The sequence below is a fragment of the Rhizobium sp. BK376 genome (assembly GCF_004341625.1).
Taxonomy (GTDB): domain Bacteria; phylum Pseudomonadota; class Alphaproteobacteria; order Rhizobiales; family Rhizobiaceae; genus Rhizobium.
Genome location: NZ_SLZG01000002.1, coordinates 348,796 through 367,217, shown reverse-complemented (window position 1 = coordinate 367,217; position 18,422 = coordinate 348,796). Strand labels below are relative to the sequence as shown.

General features: G+C 61.8%; 18 protein-coding genes. 13 read left to right on the top strand and 5 right to left on the bottom strand.

The annotated features are described in order from the left end of the window. Window positions 1–4: 4 nt before the first annotated feature. On the top strand, window positions 5–1,318 hold the full coding sequence (preA, locus tag EV561_RS06285; RefSeq protein WP_132518743.1) for an NAD-dependent dihydropyrimidine dehydrogenase subunit PreA: 1,314 nt from the start codon (window positions 5–7) through the stop codon (window positions 1,316–1,318). 55 nt (window positions 1,319–1,373) lie between these two features. Here preA and ftrA read toward each other — a convergent pair whose 3' ends face one another. Beyond that, entirely contained in the window at window positions 1,374–2,399 is a 1,026-nt protein-coding gene (ftrA, locus tag EV561_RS06280; protein WP_132518741.1) for a transcriptional regulator FtrA, read from the bottom strand. Window positions 2,400–2,467: 68 nt separating this feature from the next. Here ftrA and EV561_RS06275 point away from each other — a divergent pair, with 68 nt between their 5' ends. The 3 genes from EV561_RS06275 (at window position 2,468) to EV561_RS06265 (ending at window position 6,176) form a co-directional block, all read left to right on the top strand. Then, window positions 2,468–2,893: a rhodanese-like domain-containing protein gene (locus EV561_RS06275; RefSeq protein ID WP_132518739.1), complete on the top strand. Its 426-nt coding sequence runs from the start codon at window positions 2,468–2,470 to the stop codon at window positions 2,891–2,893. A 164-nt stretch (window positions 2,894–3,057) separates the two neighbouring features. Then, window positions 3,058–3,597 (top strand): biliverdin-producing heme oxygenase, encoded by a 540-nt coding sequence (locus tag EV561_RS06270; RefSeq protein WP_132518737.1) that lies wholly within the window; start codon window positions 3,058–3,060, stop codon window positions 3,595–3,597. Continuing rightward, a complete protein-coding gene (locus tag EV561_RS06265) occupies window positions 3,594–6,176 on the top strand; it encodes an HWE histidine kinase domain-containing protein (protein ID WP_132518735.1) in 2,583 nt (860 codons plus the stop codon). Before EV561_RS06270 ends, EV561_RS06265 begins: the two co-directional genes overlap by 4 nt. Before the next feature lie 3 nt (window positions 6,177–6,179). Here the strand turns inward: EV561_RS06265 and EV561_RS06260 are convergent, their stop codons facing one another. Then, window positions 6,180–6,827, bottom strand: a complete 648-nt coding sequence (locus EV561_RS06260) for a TetR family transcriptional regulator C-terminal domain-containing protein (RefSeq protein WP_132518734.1) — start codon at window positions 6,825–6,827, stop codon at window positions 6,180–6,182. A gap of 298 nt (window positions 6,828–7,125) precedes the next feature. Between EV561_RS06260 and EV561_RS06255 the strand changes: the two genes are divergently transcribed. The 3 genes from EV561_RS06255 to hydA all read left to right on the top strand — a co-directional run bounded on the left by EV561_RS06255 (window position 7,126) and on the right by hydA (window position 10,474). After that, window positions 7,126–8,379 (top strand): Zn-dependent hydrolase, encoded by a 1,254-nt coding sequence (locus EV561_RS06255; RefSeq protein WP_132518732.1) that lies wholly within the window; start codon window positions 7,126–7,128, stop codon window positions 8,377–8,379. Between the two features lie 203 nt (window positions 8,380–8,582). Beyond that, on the top strand, window positions 8,583–9,023 hold the full coding sequence (locus tag EV561_RS37560; protein WP_188079867.1) for an endonuclease domain-containing protein: 441 nt from the start codon (window positions 8,583–8,585) through the stop codon (window positions 9,021–9,023). Further along, window positions 9,020–10,474, top strand: a complete 1,455-nt coding sequence (hydA, locus tag EV561_RS06245; RefSeq protein WP_132518728.1) for a dihydropyrimidinase — start codon at window positions 9,020–9,022, stop codon at window positions 10,472–10,474. The genes EV561_RS37560 and hydA overlap by 4 nt, the downstream gene beginning before the upstream one ends. A gap of 187 nt (window positions 10,475–10,661) precedes the next feature. On the opposite strand, the gene EV561_RS06240 is transcribed toward hydA, so the two are convergent. After that, window positions 10,662–11,081 (bottom strand): cupin domain-containing protein, encoded by a 420-nt coding sequence (locus tag EV561_RS06240; protein ID WP_132518726.1) that lies wholly within the window; start codon window positions 11,079–11,081, stop codon window positions 10,662–10,664. Window positions 11,082–11,205: 124 nt separating this feature from the next. On the opposite strand from EV561_RS06240, the gene EV561_RS06235 reads away from it, so the two are divergent. The 5 genes from EV561_RS06235 (at window position 11,206) to EV561_RS06215 (ending at window position 15,573) form a co-directional block, all read left to right on the top strand. Continuing rightward, on the top strand, window positions 11,206–11,997 hold the full coding sequence (locus EV561_RS06235) for an ABC transporter ATP-binding protein (RefSeq protein ID WP_132518724.1): 792 nt from the start codon (window positions 11,206–11,208) through the stop codon (window positions 11,995–11,997). A gap of 195 nt (window positions 11,998–12,192) precedes the next feature. Next, complete coding sequence (locus EV561_RS06230) at window positions 12,193–12,528, top strand: hypothetical protein (RefSeq protein WP_132518722.1); 336 nt, start codon at window positions 12,193–12,195, stop codon at window positions 12,526–12,528. A 2-nt stretch (window positions 12,529–12,530) separates the two neighbouring features. Next, the gene (locus tag EV561_RS06225; protein WP_132519867.1) at window positions 12,531–13,418 is read left to right on the top strand and encodes an ABC transporter permease; all 888 of its coding nucleotides are present in this window, start codon (window positions 12,531–12,533) and stop codon (window positions 13,416–13,418) included. Next, window positions 13,415–14,542, top strand: a complete 1,128-nt coding sequence (locus EV561_RS06220) for an ABC transporter permease (protein ID WP_132518720.1) — start codon at window positions 13,415–13,417, stop codon at window positions 14,540–14,542. The genes EV561_RS06225 and EV561_RS06220 overlap by 4 nt, the downstream gene beginning before the upstream one ends. A gap of 62 nt (window positions 14,543–14,604) precedes the next feature. After that, complete coding sequence (locus EV561_RS06215; protein ID WP_132518718.1) at window positions 14,605–15,573, top strand: ABC transporter substrate-binding protein; 969 nt, start codon at window positions 14,605–14,607, stop codon at window positions 15,571–15,573. 256 nt (window positions 15,574–15,829) lie between these two features. Here the strand turns inward: EV561_RS06215 and EV561_RS06210 are convergent, their stop codons facing one another. Beyond that, a complete protein-coding gene (locus tag EV561_RS06210; protein ID WP_132518716.1) occupies window positions 15,830–16,861 on the bottom strand; it encodes an aldo/keto reductase in 1,032 nt (343 codons plus the stop codon). Window positions 16,862–16,923: 62 nt separating this feature from the next. Then, window positions 16,924–17,682, bottom strand: a complete 759-nt coding sequence (locus tag EV561_RS06205; protein WP_132518714.1) for an SDR family NAD(P)-dependent oxidoreductase — start codon at window positions 17,680–17,682, stop codon at window positions 16,924–16,926. A gap of 118 nt (window positions 17,683–17,800) precedes the next feature. On the opposite strand from EV561_RS06205, the gene EV561_RS06200 reads away from it, so the two are divergent. Beyond that, window positions 17,801–18,415, top strand: a complete 615-nt coding sequence (locus tag EV561_RS06200) for a TetR/AcrR family transcriptional regulator (protein ID WP_132518712.1) — start codon at window positions 17,801–17,803, stop codon at window positions 18,413–18,415. Window positions 18,416–18,422 lie beyond the last annotated feature (7 nt).

Below are 18,422 nucleotides of genomic sequence, written 5' to 3'. Positions count from 1 at the left end.
AACAATGGCTGATCTCCGCAATAATTTCGTCGGCATCAAATCCCCGAACCCGTTCTGGCTCGCCTCCGCGCCGCCGACCGACAAGGCCTATAACGTCGAGCGTGCCTTCAGGGCGGGCTGGGGCGGCGTGGTCTGGAAGACGCTCGGCGAGGAAGGCCCGCCCGTCGTCAACGTCAACGGCCCGCGCTACGGCGCGATCTGGGGGGCCGACCGCCGTCTTCTCGGTCTCAACAATATCGAGCTCATCACCGACCGCGACCTCTTTACCAACCTGCGCGAAATGAAGCAGGTGAAAATGAACTGGCCCGATCGGGCACTGATCGCCTCGATCATGGTCCCTTGTGAGGAAAATGCCTGGAAGGCGATCCTGCCGCTGGTCGAAGAGACCGGAGCCGACGGCATCGAACTCAATTTCGGCTGTCCGCACGGCATGTCCGAGCGCGGCATGGGCTCCGCGGTCGGCCAGGTGCCGGAATATATCGAGATGGTCGTGCGCTGGTGCAAGCAATATACGCGCATGCCCGTCATCACCAAGCTGACGCCTAACATCACCGACATCCGCAAACCTGCCCGCGCCGCCAAGGCCGGTGGCACCGATGCCGTTTCGCTGATCAACACCATCAACTCGATCGTATCGGTCGATCTCGACAACTTCGCCCCCAACCCGACGGTCGGCGGCAAGGGCAGCCACGGCGGCTATTGCGGCCCGGCGGTGAAGCCGATCGCGCTCAACATGGTGGCCGAGATCGCCCGTGACCCCGATACGCGCGGCCTGCCGATCTCGGGCATCGGCGGCATCACCACCTGGCGCGATGCAGCCGAATTCATGGTGCTCGGCGCCGGCAACGTGCAGGTCTGCACGGCGGCCATGACCTACGGCTTCAAGATCGTGGAAGAGATGATCACGGGCCTGTCCGACTGGATGGACGAAAAGGGCCACCGCACTCTCGATGATATTACCGGTCGTGCCGTGCCGAATGTCTCCGACTGGCAATATTTGAACCTCAACTACATCGCCAAGGCCAAGATCGACCAGGACGCCTGCATCAAGTGCGGCCGCTGCTACATCGCCTGCGAGGATACCTCGCATCAGGCGATCACCAACTTCGTGGACGGTGTCCGCCACTTCGAGGTGAAGGACGAGGAATGCGTCGGCTGCAATCTCTGCGTCAGCGTCTGTCCCGTCGAGAACTGCATCACCATGGAAGCCCTGCCCGCAGGCGCCCTCGACAAGCGCACCGGCAAGGTGGTCGATCCCAACTATGCCAACTGGACGACCCACCCGAACAACCCGATGGCAAGGCAGGCGGCGGAGTAATTCGGCTGCAACGATATAACGCCGGTCGCCCCTTGGGATGACCGGCGGTTAGAAGCTAACTGCGCGCCGCACTCTCCATGCATCCCCCGAAGGAACGTCGATAGGCGCTTGGACTTGTTCCGAGGCGCCGGCGAAAATGATGGCGCATGGTGGCAAGTGTGCCGAAACCACTCGCGGCGGCGATGTCGTCGAGCGAGACGGCAAGCTCTCTTTCCAGAAGGTCGCGGGCACGGCGCAGCCGCTCCTTCATCAGCCATTCGCCGACGCTATCGCCGGTCGCCGCCTCGAACCGGCGTTGGAAGGTACGCACGCTCATGCCGGCTCGGTCCGCTAGGATGCGGATCGGCTGGTCTTCCGACAGGCGCTCGCGCATCGATTCGATAAGCGGTCCGAGGCGGATACCTTCGCGCTCCTCCGGAACAGGCGCGGCAATGAACTGCGCCTGCCCGCCCTCGCGATGCGGCGGCACGACGAGCCGGCGCGCTACGCTGTTGGCGGCATCCGCGCCGAAATCGCGACGCACCACGTGCAGGCAGAGATCGATGCCGGCCGCACTGCCTGCCGCCGTCATGATGCTGCCCTCGTCCATATAGAGCACGTCGGCATCGAGCGTGATCTCGGGATAGCGTGCCGCGATGGAGGCGACATATCGCCAATGCGTCGTGGCGCGGCGTCCGCCGAGCAGGCCGGAAGCGGCAAGTACCGCGACGCCGGAGCAGAGCGACATCACGCGCGCGCCACGCGCATGCGCGGCCCGCAGCGCGGCAACCAAACGCTCCGGCACCGGCGCATCGATCGCCCTCCAGCCGGGCACGACGATCAGGTCTGCCTCTTCGAGCAGTTCAATCCCGCGATCAACGCCGACTGTCAGCCCGCCACCTGCGCGTAGCGGCCCCGACTCGACGCCGGCAACGGAGAAGCGATACCACCCTTCCCCCATTTCCGGACGCGACAACCCGAAGACCTCGTAGGCGATCCCGAATTCGAAGGTGCAGAGCCCGTCATAGGCGAGAACAACCACGTGTGGCCCTTGCGTCTTATGCATAGATGAATTTGGCATGATCTTTACGCTATCTGTCATTACGGCCAATTTCGCCAAGCTCTAACATCGGCGAGGATCGGCGGCAACGAAATCCAGAAAGGAAAATCATGACAAACTCCGTTTCAAAAAGCCCCGTCTCCGAAGCCCCTGCCGCCAATCCGCAAACTGTTGCCGATCATTTCGCCCGCAAGCTGGCATTCGAAACCGATTGCTCCGATGTCAATGCCGCCTTCGCAGCCGATAAGGTAGATTTCGTGCTGCTCGACGTGCGTTCGCCGGCGCTCTTCGCGCTTCAGCATGTGCCTGGCGCCATCAACCTGCCGCATGGCAAGATGACCGCGCATCGTATGTCGCAATGGCCTGCCGATACGCTCTTCGTTGTCTATTGCGCCGGCCCGCACTGCAACGGCGCCGACAAGGCAGCACTCCGCCTCTCTCGCCTCGGCCTCTCCGTCAAGCTCATGATCGGCGGCCTGACCGGCTGGGCCGACGAAGGTTACACCTTTGCGAGCGGCGTGGAGACTGCGGCATAAGAGGAGAACTGTTACGGTCGAATCCGAAGATTCGGCCCGTGTGCGGCTCGCCGCCCGCGCAGGGGCAGTATTTTTGCAAATGCTCTGGAAATCGTCCGCCACCGCGACATATGGCTAACCCTTGAATAGATTGGGAAATCATATCAGTTCGGACATAGCCATAAATGCCCCTCCGTATGACGCTTCGCACAGACACAAGCGATGACCACAAAGCCGTAGACCACATTTTCGGGCACTTCGATCTTGCCGATCGGAACCGATACGCCTCCTTCCTCTGCGCCCATGCGCGGGTTCTGCCACCCATCGAGATCGCGCTGGAACAAGCTGGCGTCGAAGACATTATTCCCGACTGGCGCGATCGACGCAGGCGGAGAAAATTGATGGATGATCTGACGGCTCTCGGCACGAGCGCTCCTGAGCACCTCCCCGCCCCGACATTCTCGACCGAGGACGAAATCTGGGGGGCTGCATACGTGCTGGAGGGATCGAAGCTTGGAGGCGCAATGTTTGCAAGGCAGGTGCCGGTGGAATTTCCGTCCGGCTACCTCGGCTTTCAGGGACCGAAGGGCGCAATGAAGACATTCATGGAAAAGCTCGACGAGTTCAGCCCTGTTGAGGAGGATCGAGCCATCGCCGCGGCAAGATCCGTCTTCGCTCTCTTCAAGAGGGCTGCCGAACTCGAACTGGAGCTTATCCCCTCGTGACTGTCGAATTGACGCATGTCGACCTGACGAATTGCGACCGCGAACCCATCCACCGTCTCGGGGCGATCCAGCCCTTCGGCTTCCTTCTGGTCCTGTCGTCGGACTGGCTGGTCTCCCGAGCATCGGTCAATGTCGAAACCTTCCTCGGCGTTCCCCATTCTGATATCCTCGGCCAGCCTATCGGCGAAATCCTGTCGAAAGTGGCGATACATGCGCTGCGCAATCGCCTCGCCATCATTCACGGGCCGGATGTCGTGGAAAGGCTGTTCGGCGTGGTCCTGCAGGACGGGCGCGGTGCTTTCGACGTCGCCGTCCACGTGGTCGAGGGACAGATCATCATCGAGGCGGAACCTTCGCAGGAGGAGAACCGCGGCTCCGCCATATCGATCCGCAGCATGATGGGCCGGCTCGACCAGGCGGAAACGTTGCAAGCCTTCTTCCGCGAGGGAGCAAGACAGGCGCGCGCACTGACGGGTTTCGACCGCGTCATGGTCTATCGCTTCGACGAGACCGGCTCCGGCGAGGTCGTGGCCGAAGTCGCCCGCCCCGGCATCGGCTCCTTCCTCGGCCTGCACTATCCGGCGTCAGACATCCCTGTACAGGCCCGCGCGCTCTATCTCCGCAACCTCTTCCGCATCATTTCAGACATTGACGCCAAGCCGGTGCCGGTCCTGCCCGAGGTCGATGAGCACGGCCGTACGCTCGATCTTTCCATGTCGGTGCTGCGCTCGGTCTCGCCGATCCATATTGAATATCTGAAGAACATGGGGGTCGGCGCCTCCCTCTCGGTCTCCATCGTCGTCGACGGCAAGCTCTGGGGCCTGTTTGCCTGCCATCACTACAGCCCTCGCCTGCCCTCCTCCGAGCGGCGCTCGACATCGGAGCTTTTCGGCCAGATGTTCGCCTCGCGCCTGGAGAGCCGAGAGCGGCGCATGGCTCTGGAATACGAGACCAAAGCCCGGCAGATCGCCGACAAGCTCCTCACATCGGTGGCAGACAATGCAAGCCTGCTCGATGATCCCGCCTGGCTGATCGACGCACTTGCCAACGCGATCCCCGCCGATGGCATCGGGGTCTGGATTAACGGCCGTTCGGCCCTCAGCGGGCTTGCCCCATCGCAGACCGATTTCGCAAAGATGGTGGGATTGCTCAACCGCACCGCCGCCGGCAAGGTGTTTGCAACGGACAATATCGGCAAGACCTATCCGGAGCTGAAAAGCGAGGAAATCGCCGGCCTGCTCGCGATCCCGATTTCCCGCTCGCCGCGCGATTACGTCATTCTATTCCGCCAGGAAATCGTGCGCTCGGTCCGTTGGGCCGGCGACCCCCACAAGCCTGTCGAATACGGACCGAACGGCCCTCGCCTGACACCGCGCAAGAGCTTTGAGGCCTGGTCGGAACTCGTGCGCGGCCGTTCGGCGCCTTTCACGTCAGCCGAACAGCGCGTCGCCGACACGATCCGCGTGACGCTGATCGAGGTCGTGCTTCGGCTGGCGGATGAGGCAAGCGTGGCGCGCCAGCAGGCCAGCGAACGCCAGGAACTGCTGATTGCCGAGCTGAACCACCGTGTCCGCAATATTCTAAGCCTCATCAATGGCTTGGTGCGACAATCCAAAACGTCGGAAACGTCGATCGGCGACTATGTCAGCCAGCTTGAAGGTCGGGTGCAATCGCTCGCCCGCGCCCATGACCAGATTACGCGTGACAACTGGGCGCCGGCATCCTTCCCGCAATTGCTGCAGGCGGAGGCCGCCGCTTATCTCGGCAGGAATGCCGACCGTCTGCACATGTCAGGTCCAGACGTCCTTCTGGCCCCGCGGGCCTTTTCGACGGCTGCCCTGGTCTTCCACGAACTGGTGACCAACAGCGCAAAATACGGAAGCCTGTCCGCAAGAGGCACCGTCTCTGTCACTTGGGAAAAAGGCAAGGATGGGGAGAAGGGCAAGGATGGCGATCTCCTGATCTCATGGCGCGAAAGCGACGGACCAAAGGTGCAGGAGCCGAAAAGACAGGGATTCGGCACAACCATCATTCGCCGCTCGATCCCCTATGACCTCGAAGGCAAGGCGGAGATGCGCTTTTCGTCAACGGGGTTGGAAGCCGATTTCCGCATACCGGCCGCATACGCGACCTTTGCGTCCGGCATCACGGCATTCGCATCCCTGAACGACGACGCCCTGGACCCCAACCGTGAGAACATTCCGGAGCGGCCGCTTGAGGGATTATCCGTACTGCTGGTCGAAGACAATCTCATCATTGCCTTGGACAGCGAGGACATACTGCACCGTCTCGGAGCGTCGGAAGTGATCACCGCCGCCACCGTTCTTCATGCCCTGGAAATCCTCGGCGAAAAGACCTTCGACCTGGCGCTTCTCGACGTCAATCTCGGCGACGACACCAGTTTCCCGATCGCCGAAAAGCTGCAGGCGCAAGGCATTCCCTTCGCTTTCGCAACCGGTTACGGCGAGGGCGTCGCTCAGGCAAAAAGCCATGCCGATGCACCGATCCTACAGAAGCCATACACGCTTGAACGCGCCGCCGAACTCCTGCTGCGGGCAATGGCAACAAACGGAAAATGAGCTTTAAGTCAGCGGATGCACCGACAATCCGCCCATGAAGAGCTGTTCGAGGAAGCGGGCCGCATCCTCGAAGCGGCCTTCGCCGGAATGCTGGTCGCCTAGTACGGCGCGGACCTGAACGTCAAAATCGGCATAATGCTGCGTCGTCGACCAGATGGAAAAGATCAGGTGGTAAGGATCGCATTTCGCGATCTTGCCGGCCTTCGCCCATGCGCGGATTACCTCGGCCTTCTCGTCGACAAGGCTCTTCAGCGGTCCCTTCAGTTCATCCACCACATGCGGCGCGCCCTGCAGCATCTCGTTTGCAAATAGCCGGCTTTCTCGTGGAAAATCGCGCGCCATTTCCAGCTTGCGGCGGATATAGCTGCGGATCTCGCTCTCCGGATCGCCCTCGGCATTAAAGGCGCGCAGCGGCTCCAGCCAGGTGAACAGCACCCGGTCGATCAGCGCGCGATGCATCGCTTCCTTGGTGCGGAAATAGTAGAGAAGATTGGGCTTCGACATGCCGGCAACCTCGGCAATCTGGTCGATGGTCGATCCGCGAAATCCGTGTACGGAAAACACGTCGAGCGCCGCTTCGAGAATCTGCTCTTCCTTCTCTTCCTGGATGCGGGTGCGGCGTTGCGTCTTCGCGGCTCTAGGAATAGCCATGTCGATTCTAATTCCCTTGAAAATCCAACCCTTTCAGTCAGGTTTGCGCCAAGTATTCATTGACGGAATTTTGGGCAGCTGCCTGTAATTTTGTCGGTGCTTTTCGTCTTTTTCGTCTTGAGCGTTGCCACGGAAGTTGTAATGTTTACCAATCGGTCAAATTATCTGTCAGTTGTCAAGTAAAGGCAATCGCGGAAATTCCGGGGCTACAAAAACAACAGCGCTCCGGTCGAGACCACGGGAACAAAATGGGCATGCGACTTGCATCGCCCCGCGAAAAACAGGTGAGGACTTTCAGATGGTGGCAGCGCCAGGGGAAAACATGCGTATCAATGGCGACCGCCTTTGGGATGCATTGATGGACATGGCGAAGATCGGCCCCGGCATCGCCGGCGGCAACAATCGCCAGACGCTGACCGACGAGGACGGCGAAGGACGTCATCTCTTCAAGTCCTGGTGCGAAAAGGCCGGCATGACCATGGGCGTCGACAAGATGGGCACCATGTTCGCGACCCGTCCCGGCACCGACCCAGATGCTCTTCCGGTCTATGTCGGCAGCCACCTCGACACCCAGCCGACCGGCGGCAAGTATGACGGCGTGCTCGGTGTGCTCTCGGCGCTTGAAGTCGTGCGCACCATGAACGATCTCGGCATCAAGACGAAGCACCCGATCGTCGTCACAAATTGGGCGAACGAGGAAGGCGCCCGCTTTGCCCCCGCCATGCTGGCTTCAGGCGTCTTTGCCGGTGTGCATTCGCTGGACTACGCCTATGGCCGTAAAGACCCCGAGGGCAAGACCTATGGTGACGAACTGAAGCGCATCGGCTGGCTCGGCGAGGAAGAGGTCGGCGCGCGCAAGATGCACGCCTATTTCGAATATCACATCGAGCAGGGCCCGATCCTGGAAGCGGAAAACAAGCAGATCGGCGTCGTCACCCACTGTCAGGGGCTCTGGTGGCTGGAATTCACACTGACTGGCCGCGAGGCCCACACGGGCTCCACGCCGATGGCGATGCGCGTCAATGCAGGTCTTGCCATGTCCCGCATCCTGGAGATGGTCCAGGGCGTGGCGATGGCAAACCAGCCGGGAGCCGTGGGCGGCGTCGGCCAGGTCTTCTTCTCTCCGAATTCCCGCAACGTCCTGCCGGGTAAGGTCGTATTTACGGTCGACATCCGCACCCCAGACAAGGCCAAGCTCGACCGCATGCGCGCCGAGATCGAGGCCAAGGCGCCCGAGATCTGCGATGCACTCGGCGTCGGCTGTTCGGTCGAGGCAATCGGCCATTTCGAGCCCGTCACCTTCGACCCCGTTCTGGTCGGGCGCGTGCGCGAAGCCGCCGAAAAGTTGGGCTACAGCCACATGAACCTTATCTCCGGCGCCGGCCACGACGCCTGCTGGGCCGCCAAGGTGGCACCGGCGACCATGGTCATGTGCCCCTGCGTCGGCGGCCTCAGCCACAACGAAGCCGAGGATATCTCCAAGGAATGGGCCGCCGCCGGCGCGGACGTGCTGTTCCATGCGGTGGTGGAGACGGCGGAGATAGTGGCGTGAGTCGCGACGCCTACGCCACTGAGAACCCCTCATCCGCCCTTCGGGCACCTTCTCCCCAAGGGGAGAAGACAGGCCTACGGCACACGCTCAGCGACATATCTTCAGTTCGGCGCAGACAGGCTGAAAACGCAAGGGCGAGGCTCGCGCCCCCTTCTCCCCTTGGGGAGAAGTGCCGAGCAGAGCGAGGCGATGAGGGGTTCCCAATGGCAAGCGATAAAACCGACGCCTGGGTCCGAAAATCCGGCGCAACCAGCCGCGCTCGCAATCTTCGCCAAACCGAGACGGATGCGGAATACCGCCTTTGGATCGAAGTCAGAAACCGCCGGCTGAACGGCTACAAATTCGCCCGCCAGATTCCGCTAGGTCCCTATTTCGTCGATTTCATCTGCCGCGAAAAGAACCTCATCGTGGAACTCGACGGTTCTCAGCACGCCGAGAGCGAACACGACGTTACGCGAACAAACTGGCTGAATGCGCAAGGATATTCGGTCCTGCGCTTCTGGAACGATGAAATTCTTCGCGAGCGCCGCGCGGTTCTCGAAACGATACTTTCCTTATTGGAGGGCAGGCTTTCTGCTCCATGCGCGACAGCGCGTTTTTCGCCCGCACACGCGGCTTCTAGGCATGAGGAGATCAAGGCATGACCACAGTCATCAAAAACGGCACCATCGTCACCGCCGACCTGACCTACAAGGCGGACATCAAGATCGACGGCGGGAAGATCGTCGAGATCGGGCCGAACCTGTCGGGCACGGAAACGCTCGATGCGACGGGCTGCTACATCATGCCAGGCGGTATCGATCCGCACACCCATCTCGAAATGCCCTTCATGGGCACCTATTCCTCCGACGATTTCGAGAGCGGCACCCGTGCTGCGCTCTCCGGCGGCACGACGATGGTCGTCGATTTCGCCCTGCCCTCGCCCGGCCAGTCGCTGCTCGAAGCGCTGACCATGTGGGACAATAAATCTACCCGCGCCAACTGCGACTATTCCTTCCACATGGCGATCACCTGGTGGGGCGAACAGGTCTTCAACGAGATGAAGACGATCGTCGAGGACAAGGGCATCAATACCTTCAAGCACTTCATGGCCTACAAGGGCGCCTTGATGGTGAACGACGACGAGATGTTTGCCTCCTTCCAGCGCTGCGCGGAGCTCGGGGCCCTGCCGCTGGTCCACGCCGAAAATGGCGACGTCGTGGCTTCGCTGTCCGCTAAACTGCTCTCGGAAGGCAACAACGGCCCGGAGGCGCATGCCTATTCCCGCCCCGCCGAGGTCGAGGGCGAGGCCACCAACCGCGCCATCATGATCGCCGACATGGCGGGCTGCCCCGTCTACATCGTCCACACCTCCTGCGAACAGGCGCATGAAGCGATCCGCCGCGCTCGCCAGAAGGGCGTCCGCGCCTATGGCGAACCGCTGATCCAGCACCTGACGCTCGACGAAACCGAATATTTCGACAAGGACTGGGACCATGCCGCCCGCCGCGTCATGTCGCCGCCTTTCCGTAACAAGCAGCATCAGGACAGCCTTTGGGCCGGCCTCGCCTCGGGTTCGCTGCAGGTGGTTGCGACCGATCACTGCGCCTTCACGACGGCGCAGAAGCGCTTCGGTTTGGGTGATTTCACCAAGATCCCCAACGGCACCGGCGGCCTCGAGGACCGCATGCCGATGCTCTGGACCTATGGCGTCAACACCGGCCGCCTGACGATGAACGAATTCGTCGCCGTCACCTCGACCAATATCGCCAAGATCCTTAACATCTATCCGAAGAAGGGCGCGATCCTCGTTGGATCAGACGCCGATCTCGTCGTCTGGGACCCGAAGCGTTCGAAGACGATTACATCAGCCAAGCAGCAATCGGCGATCGACTACAACGTCTTTGAGGGCAAAACGGTGACCGGCCTGCCGCGCTACACGCTGACCCGCGGCGTCGTCGCGATCGAGGAAGATACGATCAAGACCCAGGAGGGCCATGGCGAATTCGTCAAGCGCGAGCCTGTCACGGCGGTCAGCAAGGCACTTTCGACCTGGAAGGAAATCACCGCGCCGCGCAAGGTCGAGCGGTCGGGCATACCGGCGAGCGGGGTTTGATCGGGTAAAGATGGCAGGCTTTTGTGGCATTACCCCCCTCTGTCACTCCGTGACATCTCCCCCACAAGGGGGGAGATTGGTTGCCCGCGGCATCGCTCCATCCGATCTCCCCCCTTGTGGGGGTCCGAAGGACGGCGCGAGACGAGTGGCTCGCCCCCGGGGCCGGCAGGGCAGAGGGGGGTGGCCCTCACGCCGGCACGATCGCCAGCGCATCGAGCTCCGGCAGCAAGACAACGCTCTCCTGTTCGTTCGGATCGGTGCGGGCGATGATTGCCGTGCAGGGCGTGCTGCTCAAATTCGCCGGCAGGTGCGGAACACCGGCCGGAATATAGAAGAGTTCGCCGGCATGGACGACGACGTGGTTTTCCAGGTTGTCGCCGTACCAGGTATGCGCCTCTCCGGAGAGCATGTAGATCGCCGTCTCGTGCGCCTCGTGCAAATGCGCCCGCGCGCGAACACCCGGCGGGATCGTCAGGAGGTGCATGCAGATGCCCTTGGCGCCGACCGTCTCGGCGGCGATGCCCTGGAAATAGCTGAGCCCCTGCTTGCCGTCATAGGCATGGTTCGGCCGAACGACATGGCAGGTGGGCTTTGACGATACGCTCATTGCACTCCTCCTCTGAAACCGGCGCGACGGTGGTTCTTCTCCGTTTGCCGCAAGACTGCTCCTCAATAACAATAGCACGCAATACGCCCCGGCCGACCTGCGAAAACCTGACTGGTCCGTATTCATGACATCATCCGATAATTCCGTCGTTTCCGCACGGAACCTCTGTCTCACCTATCAAACCAATGACGGGCCGGTGCATGCGCTGAGCGATGTCGATCTCGAAGTCCGCAAGGGGGATTTCGTCTCCTTCATCGGCCCTTCCGGCTGCGGCAAGACGACCTTCCTGCGCGTCATCGCCGATCTCGAGAGAAAGACGTCGGGCGATATAGACATCAACGGCATGACACCGGAAGAAGCGCGCGAGAAGCGCGCCTACGGCTATGTCTTCCAGGCGCCGGCGCTTTATCCCTGGCGCACCATCGAAAAGAACATCGCCCTGCCGCTTGAGATCATGGGCTATCCGCGCGAGGAGCAGAAAAAGCGCATCGCCCAGACGCTTGATCTCGTCAACCTCTCCGGCTTCGAGAAGAAATTCCCCTGGCAGCTTTCCGGCGGCATGCAGCAACGCGCCTCGATCGCTCGCGCACTCGCCTTCGATGCCGATCTGCTCTTGATGGACGAGCCCTTCGGTGCACTCGACGAAATCGTTCGCGACCACCTGAACGAGGCGTTGCTGAAGCTCTGGGCGCGCACCAACAAGACCATCTGCTTCGTCACCCATTCCATCCCCGAAGCCGTTTACCTCTCCACCAAGATCGTCGTCATGTCGCCCCGCCCCGGCCGTGTCACCGACGTCATCGAATCCACCCTTCCGGCCGAACGTCCCCTCGACATTCGCGAGACCCCCGAATTCCTGGAAATCGCCCGCCGCGTCCGCGACGGGCTGAGAGCGGGGCATAGTTATGAGGAATAGGTCTGCGACGGTGGCCATCCCCCTCTGTCACTTCGTGACATCTCCCCAACAAGGGGGGAGATCACTCTCAATCCATAGCGCTCGTCACCCGCTCCTTTTCAATCGTGGAACAACGCCTTGCATCCTGCCGATCTCCCCCCTTGTGGGGGAGATGCCCGGCAGGGCAGAGGGGGGTGTTTTCGAAGGACCCCGCCCATGAACCCCACCTTCTTCCTCTGGCTCGCAGGCGCCATGGCGATCTTCATATCAGGCGCGACGGCCTCGCGCGCCTATATCGCCACCAGCAACGTCCTCATCCTCGTCCTCTCCCTGACGCTCTATTGCATCGGCAACCTCATGATGGTGAAGCTGATGCGCGAGGCGGGCCTCGGCCTTGCGATCTCGGCCTCGGCCATCGTCCAGTTGATCGTCGTCAACATCATCGCTTTCGTCGTCTTCGGCGAGCGCCTCAGCACGCCGCAGCTTGCCGGCGTCGGTCTCGGCATCCTTGCCATGGCGCTGATGATGTTTCCGCTGCAGGGAAAGGCGTGAGTATGGAGAAGGAACGCTTCTTCAGGCACAAGGTCCTGCCCGTCGCTGTCATCACGCTGGCGATCATCATCATCTGGTATATCGCCGCCATCATCATGAACACGCCCTTCCAGCAAGATCTCGACAGTCGCACCGACGCCACCCCGACGACGCTGGAATTCATCGCCGGCACCATGTCGCAGCCGAAGCCGCTGCTGCCGGCGCCACATCAGGTGGCGCAGAACGTCTTCGAGAACACCTTCCTGCGGCCTCTCACCAGCAACCGCAGCCTCGTCTACAATGCCTGGGTCACGCTGTCCTCCACGGCGGTGGGCTTCGTCCTCGGTACCGTGCTCGGCATCCTGATCGCCGTCGGCATCGTCCATGTCACCACACTCGACCGCAGCCTGATGCCCTGGATCATCGCCTCGCAGACGATCCCGATCCTCGCCATCGCGCCGATGGTCATCGTGGTTCTCGCCGCCGTCAACATCACCGGCCTGCTGCCGAAAGCGCTGATCTCGACCTACCTCTCGTTCTTCCCCGTCGCCGTCGGCATGGTGAAAGGACTGCGCTCGCCGGAAATGATGCATCTCGACCTGATGCGGACCTATAATGCCAGCGCGATGCAAACCTTCTGGAAGCTCCGCGTGCCGGCCTCGGTTCCCTTCCTCTTCACCTCGATGAAGGTCGCGGTCGCTGCCAGCCTCGTCGGTGCGATCGTCGGCGAACTGCCGACGGGTGCGGTCGCCGGCATCGGCGCCAAGCTGCTGGCGGGCTCCTATTACAGCCAGACGATCGATATATGGGCGGCGCTGATCGCCGGCTCCATCCTCGCTGCAATCCTAGTGGCAATCGTCAGCATCGTCGCGAAGATCGTCGACAAGGCGATGGGAGGGCGGCCGGCATGAAGATCGTCCATCCCGCCTGGCAAAGTGTCCTCGCGATCCTCTTTTGCATCGCCGCCTTCTTCTTCCTGCCGCTGCTCGTCGAGAGCGCAAAGGATCCGATCTCGCCCGGCGTCACCGCGCTCGTTCTCTTCCTGCTGCTGGTCTCGGCGGTGCTGTCGCAGATCAACATGCCGGCGGCAATTGCGGCCGCGATCCTCTTCATCGGCGCCCATGAAAGCGCCTGGCTGCTCGTGACCGGTGTTGCCGGAGACGAGGGCACGGCGCGCCCCTCTTACTTCCTGCTGATCGCGGCCGCCTGGCTGCTCGCCTGGCGCTGCGTCACCATCCTTTCCGACATCAAGGCGCGCTCGACCTTCAGCCGGTCGCTGCTGCGTCTCTTGATACCAACGATTTTCGGCGTCTGGATCCTGGTCATTTGGGAAAGCGTGACGCGCGGCGCCGGCATTCCCTTCATCCTGTTGCCGCCGCCGAGCGCGATTGCCGCCCGGATCGCCAATTCCCTACCGATCCTTGGCGCCGACGTGCAGCAGACCATCTTCAAGGCCGTGCTCGCCGGCTACATCATCGGCTGCGGCTCAGGCTTCATCGTCGCCATCCTCGCCGACCGCGTCGCCTTCCTGCGCCGGGGGCTGCTGCCCATCGGCAATCTGATCTCCGCCCTGCCGATGATCGGCGTCGCGCCGATCATGGTCATGTGGTTCGGCTTCGACTGGCAGTCGAAGGCTGCCGTCGTCGTCATCATCACCTTCTTCCCGATGCTGGTGAACACGGTGGCCGGGCTTGCCGCCTCGGGCAACATGGAACGCGACCTGATGCGCACCTATGCATCGAGCTACTGGCAGACGCTGGTAAAGCTGCGGCTACCGGCCGCGGCACCCTTTATATTCAATGCCTTGAAGATAAACTCGACCTTGGCGCTGATCGGTGCCATCGTGGCGGAATTCTTCGGGACTCCGATCGTCGGCATGGGTTTCCGTATCTCCACGGAAATCGGCCGTATGAACGTGGACATGGTCTGGGCGGAAATCGCGGTCGCCGCGGTCGCCGGTTCTGTTTTCTATGGCGTCATCGCTTTCTTGGAAAGACTGACGACATTCTGGCATCCGTCTATCCGTGGTGGCTAGGCGTCGCTCAAGTCCTCACTAAGGGGACAGGGCATAACTTCAGAGGGAAAAGGATAAAAAACATGAAAAGACTGATAGTTACATTGATGGCAAGCACCATGGCGCTTGCTGCCGCGCAGGCAGCGTCGGCTGCCGACAAGGTGACGCTGCAGCTGAAATGGGTCGCGCAGGCCCAGTTCGGCGGCTATTTCGTCGCCAAGGACAAGGGTTTCTACAAGGATGAGGGCCTCGACGTCGACATCAAGCCGGGCGGCCCTGACGTAGCGCCCGAACAGATCATCGCCGGCGGCGGCGCTGACGTCATCGTCGACTGGATGGGTGGCGCTCTGGTTGCCCGCGAAAAGGGCGTGCCGCTGATCAACATCGCCCAGCCCTTCGACAAATCCGGCCTGGAACTGGTCTGCCGCAAGAACGGCCCGGTCAAGACGGAAGCCGATTTCAAGGGCCACACGCTCGGCGTCTGGTTCTACGGCAACGAATATCCGTTCTTCGCCTGGATGAACAAGCTGAAGATCCCGACCGAAGGCGGCAAGGACGGCGTCACCGTCCTGAAGCAGAGTTTTGACGTTCAGCCGCTGATCCAGAAGCAGGCCGACTGCATCTCCGTCATGACCTATAACGAATATGGCCAGGTGCTCGATGCCGGCTTCAAGCCGTCCGACCTCACCGTCTTCAACTACACCAAGCTCGGCGTCGACTTGCTTGAAGACGGCCTCTACACCAACGAGACCAAGCTCAAGGACCCGGCTTTCAAGGAAAAGATGGTCAAGTTCGTCCGCGCCTCGATGAAGGGCTGGAAATACGCCGTCGAGCATCCTGACGAAGCTGCCGAGATCGTCACCGACAATGGCGGCCAGGACGAAGCGCACCAGAAGTTCATGGCTGGCGAAGTTGCCAAGCTGATCGGTAATGGCAAGCTCGACAAGGCGCTCTACGAGCGCACCGAGAAGGCGCTGCTGGACCAGAAGATCATCGCCAAGAAGCCCGAAGGCGCCTATACGCATGAAATCACCGACGCTGCCCTGAAGTAGGCGACTGCGTCGAGACAGGGAGAAACGGATGCGCGGAGGGAGACCTCCGCGCATTTTTGCTTTTCGGGGAGCGAGTGAGGTTAAGACCCCTCCCCAACCCCTCCCCACAAGGGGAGGGGTTAACCTGCCGGGCGGCCGAGATTCCAATTGGGGCAAGACGCCGCCACGAGTCTTCTCCCCCCTTGTGGGGGAGATGCTGGCAGTCCAGAAGGGGTCTTTTTTAAGCGACCACTCTCCCCGCGCGGCGAAGGAAACCTTACGCCGCCGCCCGATCCTCCAGCGGCCGACGCCGCAGCTCCGCCTTCACAACCGCCGGCGGCCTGTAGTTCGCCTCGAGCCCGCCGATATCCGTCCCCGGCGGCACGATCGCGTCGATGCGATCGAGAATATCGTCCGTCAGCCGCGCCTGCGATCCCTCGAGCAGATCGTCCAGATGCGCCATGGTGCGTGGTCCGAGAATGGCAGAGGTGACGCCGCGGTGGGCCATGACGAAAGCCATCGACATGTGGGTCAGCGATAGCCGGGCCTCCTCGGCGAGCGGGATCAGCCTTTCGACGGCATCGAGCCGACGCTCGTCGAACATCTGCTTCGGAAAGCGCTTGGCACGGGCGCTCTCGGCCTGCTCCTGGCCCTTGCGGTACTTGCCGGTCAGAGCGCCCATGGCAAGCGGGCTCCAAACCATCGCGCCCATGCCGTAACGCTCGCAGGCCGGCAGCACCTCGCGCTCGATGCCACGGTCGAGGATCGAATAGGGCGGCTGCTCGACACGGAATCGGGCTAGCGCCCGCTTCTCGGCAACCCAGTGCGCCTCGATGATCTCGGAGACAGGGAAGGTGGAGGAACCGATGGCGCGCACCTTGCCTGCCCGCATCAGGTCGCTCAGCACGGAGAGCGTCTCCTCGATGTCGGTGTCCGGCGCCGGGCGGTGGATCAGGTAGAGATCGACATGGTCGGTTTGCAGCCGGCGCAACGAATCCTCCAGCGCCTGCGTGATCCAGCGGCGCGAATTGCCTTGCTGATTGGGGTCCTCGCCCATCGGCAGATGCGCCTTGGTAGACAGCACGACATTGTCTCGCCTTCCCTTCAGCGCCTTGCCGACGATCTCTTCGGATTCGCCGCGGCTGTAGAAATCGGCCGTGTCGATAAAGTTGATGCCGGCATCCAGCGCCCTATGGATGATCCGGATGCCTTCCTCGTGATCCGGATTGCCGGCGGCGCCGAACATCATTGCGCCGAGGCAATAGGGGCTGACCTTGATGCCGGTTTTTCCGAGCGTGCGATATTGCATGGTCTATTCCTTTCGTGTGGTGATTGGCATGGACAGGCGCGACCGGATCATTACGGGCCGGCTCACCAGGGGATCGTCCCGAGCGTTGCATGGGTGAAGGTTCCGGTCGGGCTTTCCGCGTCGAGCAATGCGACGCGCACCGCCTCGCGAGCCCCCTCCTCGACGCTGTCGGTGCCGGCAAATCCGTTGAGATTGGTCTTAGTGAAGCCGGGCGAGACGGCGTTGACCGCGATCCCCTCCGGCTCCAGCTCGATCGCCATGGCGAGCGTCAGCGCATTCAACGCCGTCTTGGAGGCCGGATAGACGGGTCCGAAGATCGAGCGGTAGGGGGCATCGGGCGCCGCATTCATCGTCAGCGAGCCGGCGCCGCTGGAGACGTTGACGATCCGGGCCGCAGGCGCCTTGCGCAGGAGCGGCAGCATCGCCTGATAAACGGCGAGGACGCCGAAGACATTCGTCTCCCAGACCGCACGCATTTCGTCGAGCGAAACATTGCTGGCCCGCGTCGTCTTTGCATAGTCCTCGACCGATTGGCCGGGCTTTCGGTTGGTATTCGAGATCGCCGCATTCTGAATGAGAATGTCGAGTTGGCCGAATTCGCTGCGGATACGCTCGGCTGCATCAGCGATCGAGGCGCGATCGGTGACGTCGAGCTGAAGTGCACGGGCATCTGGCCCGATCTCCTTAGCTGCCGCCTCACCGCGCGCGAGATTGCGAGACCCGACCAATACAGTCAGCCCGTGCGACACGAGATCCTTGGCGATCTGAAGACCAATTCCTTGGTTGGCCCCGGTTACCAGGGCGATGCGCTTGTCCTGCATGCTGATCTCCTTTTCCCTTCTCATCTGTGGTAAGCCGCTCCGCACCGTGCTACATAAGAAACGGAACAACATTCCGTTTAAATACGGAACATTGTTCCGTTTATCAAGTGGGAATGCGATGGAAGACCAGTCCGACGAGCAGAATCATGCCCTGGAGTCGCCGCAGCCTGCGGAAAAGCGCGTCCGCGCCGATGCGCAACGCAACCTCGATGGGCTGTTGCAGGCTGCCATGAAGGTCTTTTCCACCTCGGGCGTCGATGCGCCGGTGCGCGAGATCGCCAAGGAAGCCGGTGTCGGCGTCGGCACGGTCTACCGGCATTTCCCGCAGCGCTCCGATCTCATCAAGGCCGTGTTTCGCCGCGAGATCGATGCCTGCGCCGATTCAGCTCCCCTGTTGGCTGGGGAATATGAGCCCGCCGAAGCGCTGGCGCGCTGGATGCAGCGCTATGTCGATTTCATTTCAGCCAAGCGCGGCCTCGCCGCCGCCCTGCACTCCGGCGACCCGGCCTATGAGGCCCTGCCCTCCTATTTCGACAAGCGGCTGCGCCCAGCACTCCAATCCCTGCTCGATGCGGCCGTGGCGGCCGGCGATGTCAGGGACGGCATCGATCCGAACGAATTGCTGCATGCCGTCCCAAGGCTCGCGGCGCCCGGACCCGACGGGAATATCGAAATGGGTCGGCGCATGGTCGCCCTCCTTGTGGACGGCCTGCGCTACGGAGCAAAGGGGTAATTTCCGC

Bases quoted from the DNA above. Each gene is read 5' to 3' on its own strand.
- EV561_RS06220 (WP_132518720.1), top strand. From the start codon at position 13,415: ATGAAGATCGTCCATCCCGCCTGGCAAAGTGTCCTCGCGATCCTCTTT.
- preA (WP_132518743.1), top strand. From the start codon at position 5: ATGGCTGATCTCCGCAATAATTTCGTCGGCATCAAATCCCCGAACCCG.
- EV561_RS06205 (WP_132518714.1), bottom strand. From the start codon at position 17,682: ATGCAGGACAAGCGCATCGCCCTGGTAACCGGGGCCAACCAAGGAATT.
- EV561_RS06275 (WP_132518739.1), top strand. From the start codon at position 2,468: ATGACAAACTCCGTTTCAAAAAGCCCCGTCTCCGAAGCCCCTGCCGCC.
- EV561_RS06260 (WP_132518734.1), bottom strand. From the start codon at position 6,827: ATGGCTATTCCTAGAGCCGCGAAGACGCAACGCCGCACCCGCATCCAG.
- EV561_RS06235 (WP_132518724.1), top strand. From the start codon at position 11,206: ATGACATCATCCGATAATTCCGTCGTTTCCGCACGGAACCTCTGTCTC.
- ftrA (WP_132518741.1), bottom strand. From the start codon at position 2,399: ATGACAGATAGCGTAAAGATCATGCCAAATTCATCTATGCATAAGACG.
- EV561_RS06225 (WP_132519867.1), top strand. From the start codon at position 12,531: ATGGAGAAGGAACGCTTCTTCAGGCACAAGGTCCTGCCCGTCGCTGTC.
- EV561_RS37560 (WP_188079867.1), top strand. From the start codon at position 8,583: ATGGCAAGCGATAAAACCGACGCCTGGGTCCGAAAATCCGGCGCAACC.
- EV561_RS06270 (WP_132518737.1), top strand. From the start codon at position 3,058: ATGCCCCTCCGTATGACGCTTCGCACAGACACAAGCGATGACCACAAA.
- EV561_RS06240 (WP_132518726.1), bottom strand. From the start codon at position 11,081: ATGAGCGTATCGTCAAAGCCCACCTGCCATGTCGTTCGGCCGAACCAT.
- EV561_RS06215 (WP_132518718.1), top strand. From the start codon at position 14,605: ATGAAAAGACTGATAGTTACATTGATGGCAAGCACCATGGCGCTTGCT.
- EV561_RS06200 (WP_132518712.1), top strand. From the start codon at position 17,801: ATGGAAGACCAGTCCGACGAGCAGAATCATGCCCTGGAGTCGCCGCAG.
- EV561_RS06255 (WP_132518732.1), top strand. From the start codon at position 7,126: ATGGTGGCAGCGCCAGGGGAAAACATGCGTATCAATGGCGACCGCCTT.
- EV561_RS06230 (WP_132518722.1), top strand. From the start codon at position 12,193: ATGAACCCCACCTTCTTCCTCTGGCTCGCAGGCGCCATGGCGATCTTC.
- hydA (WP_132518728.1), top strand. From the start codon at position 9,020: ATGACCACAGTCATCAAAAACGGCACCATCGTCACCGCCGACCTGACC.
- EV561_RS06210 (WP_132518716.1), bottom strand. From the start codon at position 16,861: ATGCAATATCGCACGCTCGGAAAAACCGGCATCAAGGTCAGCCCCTAT.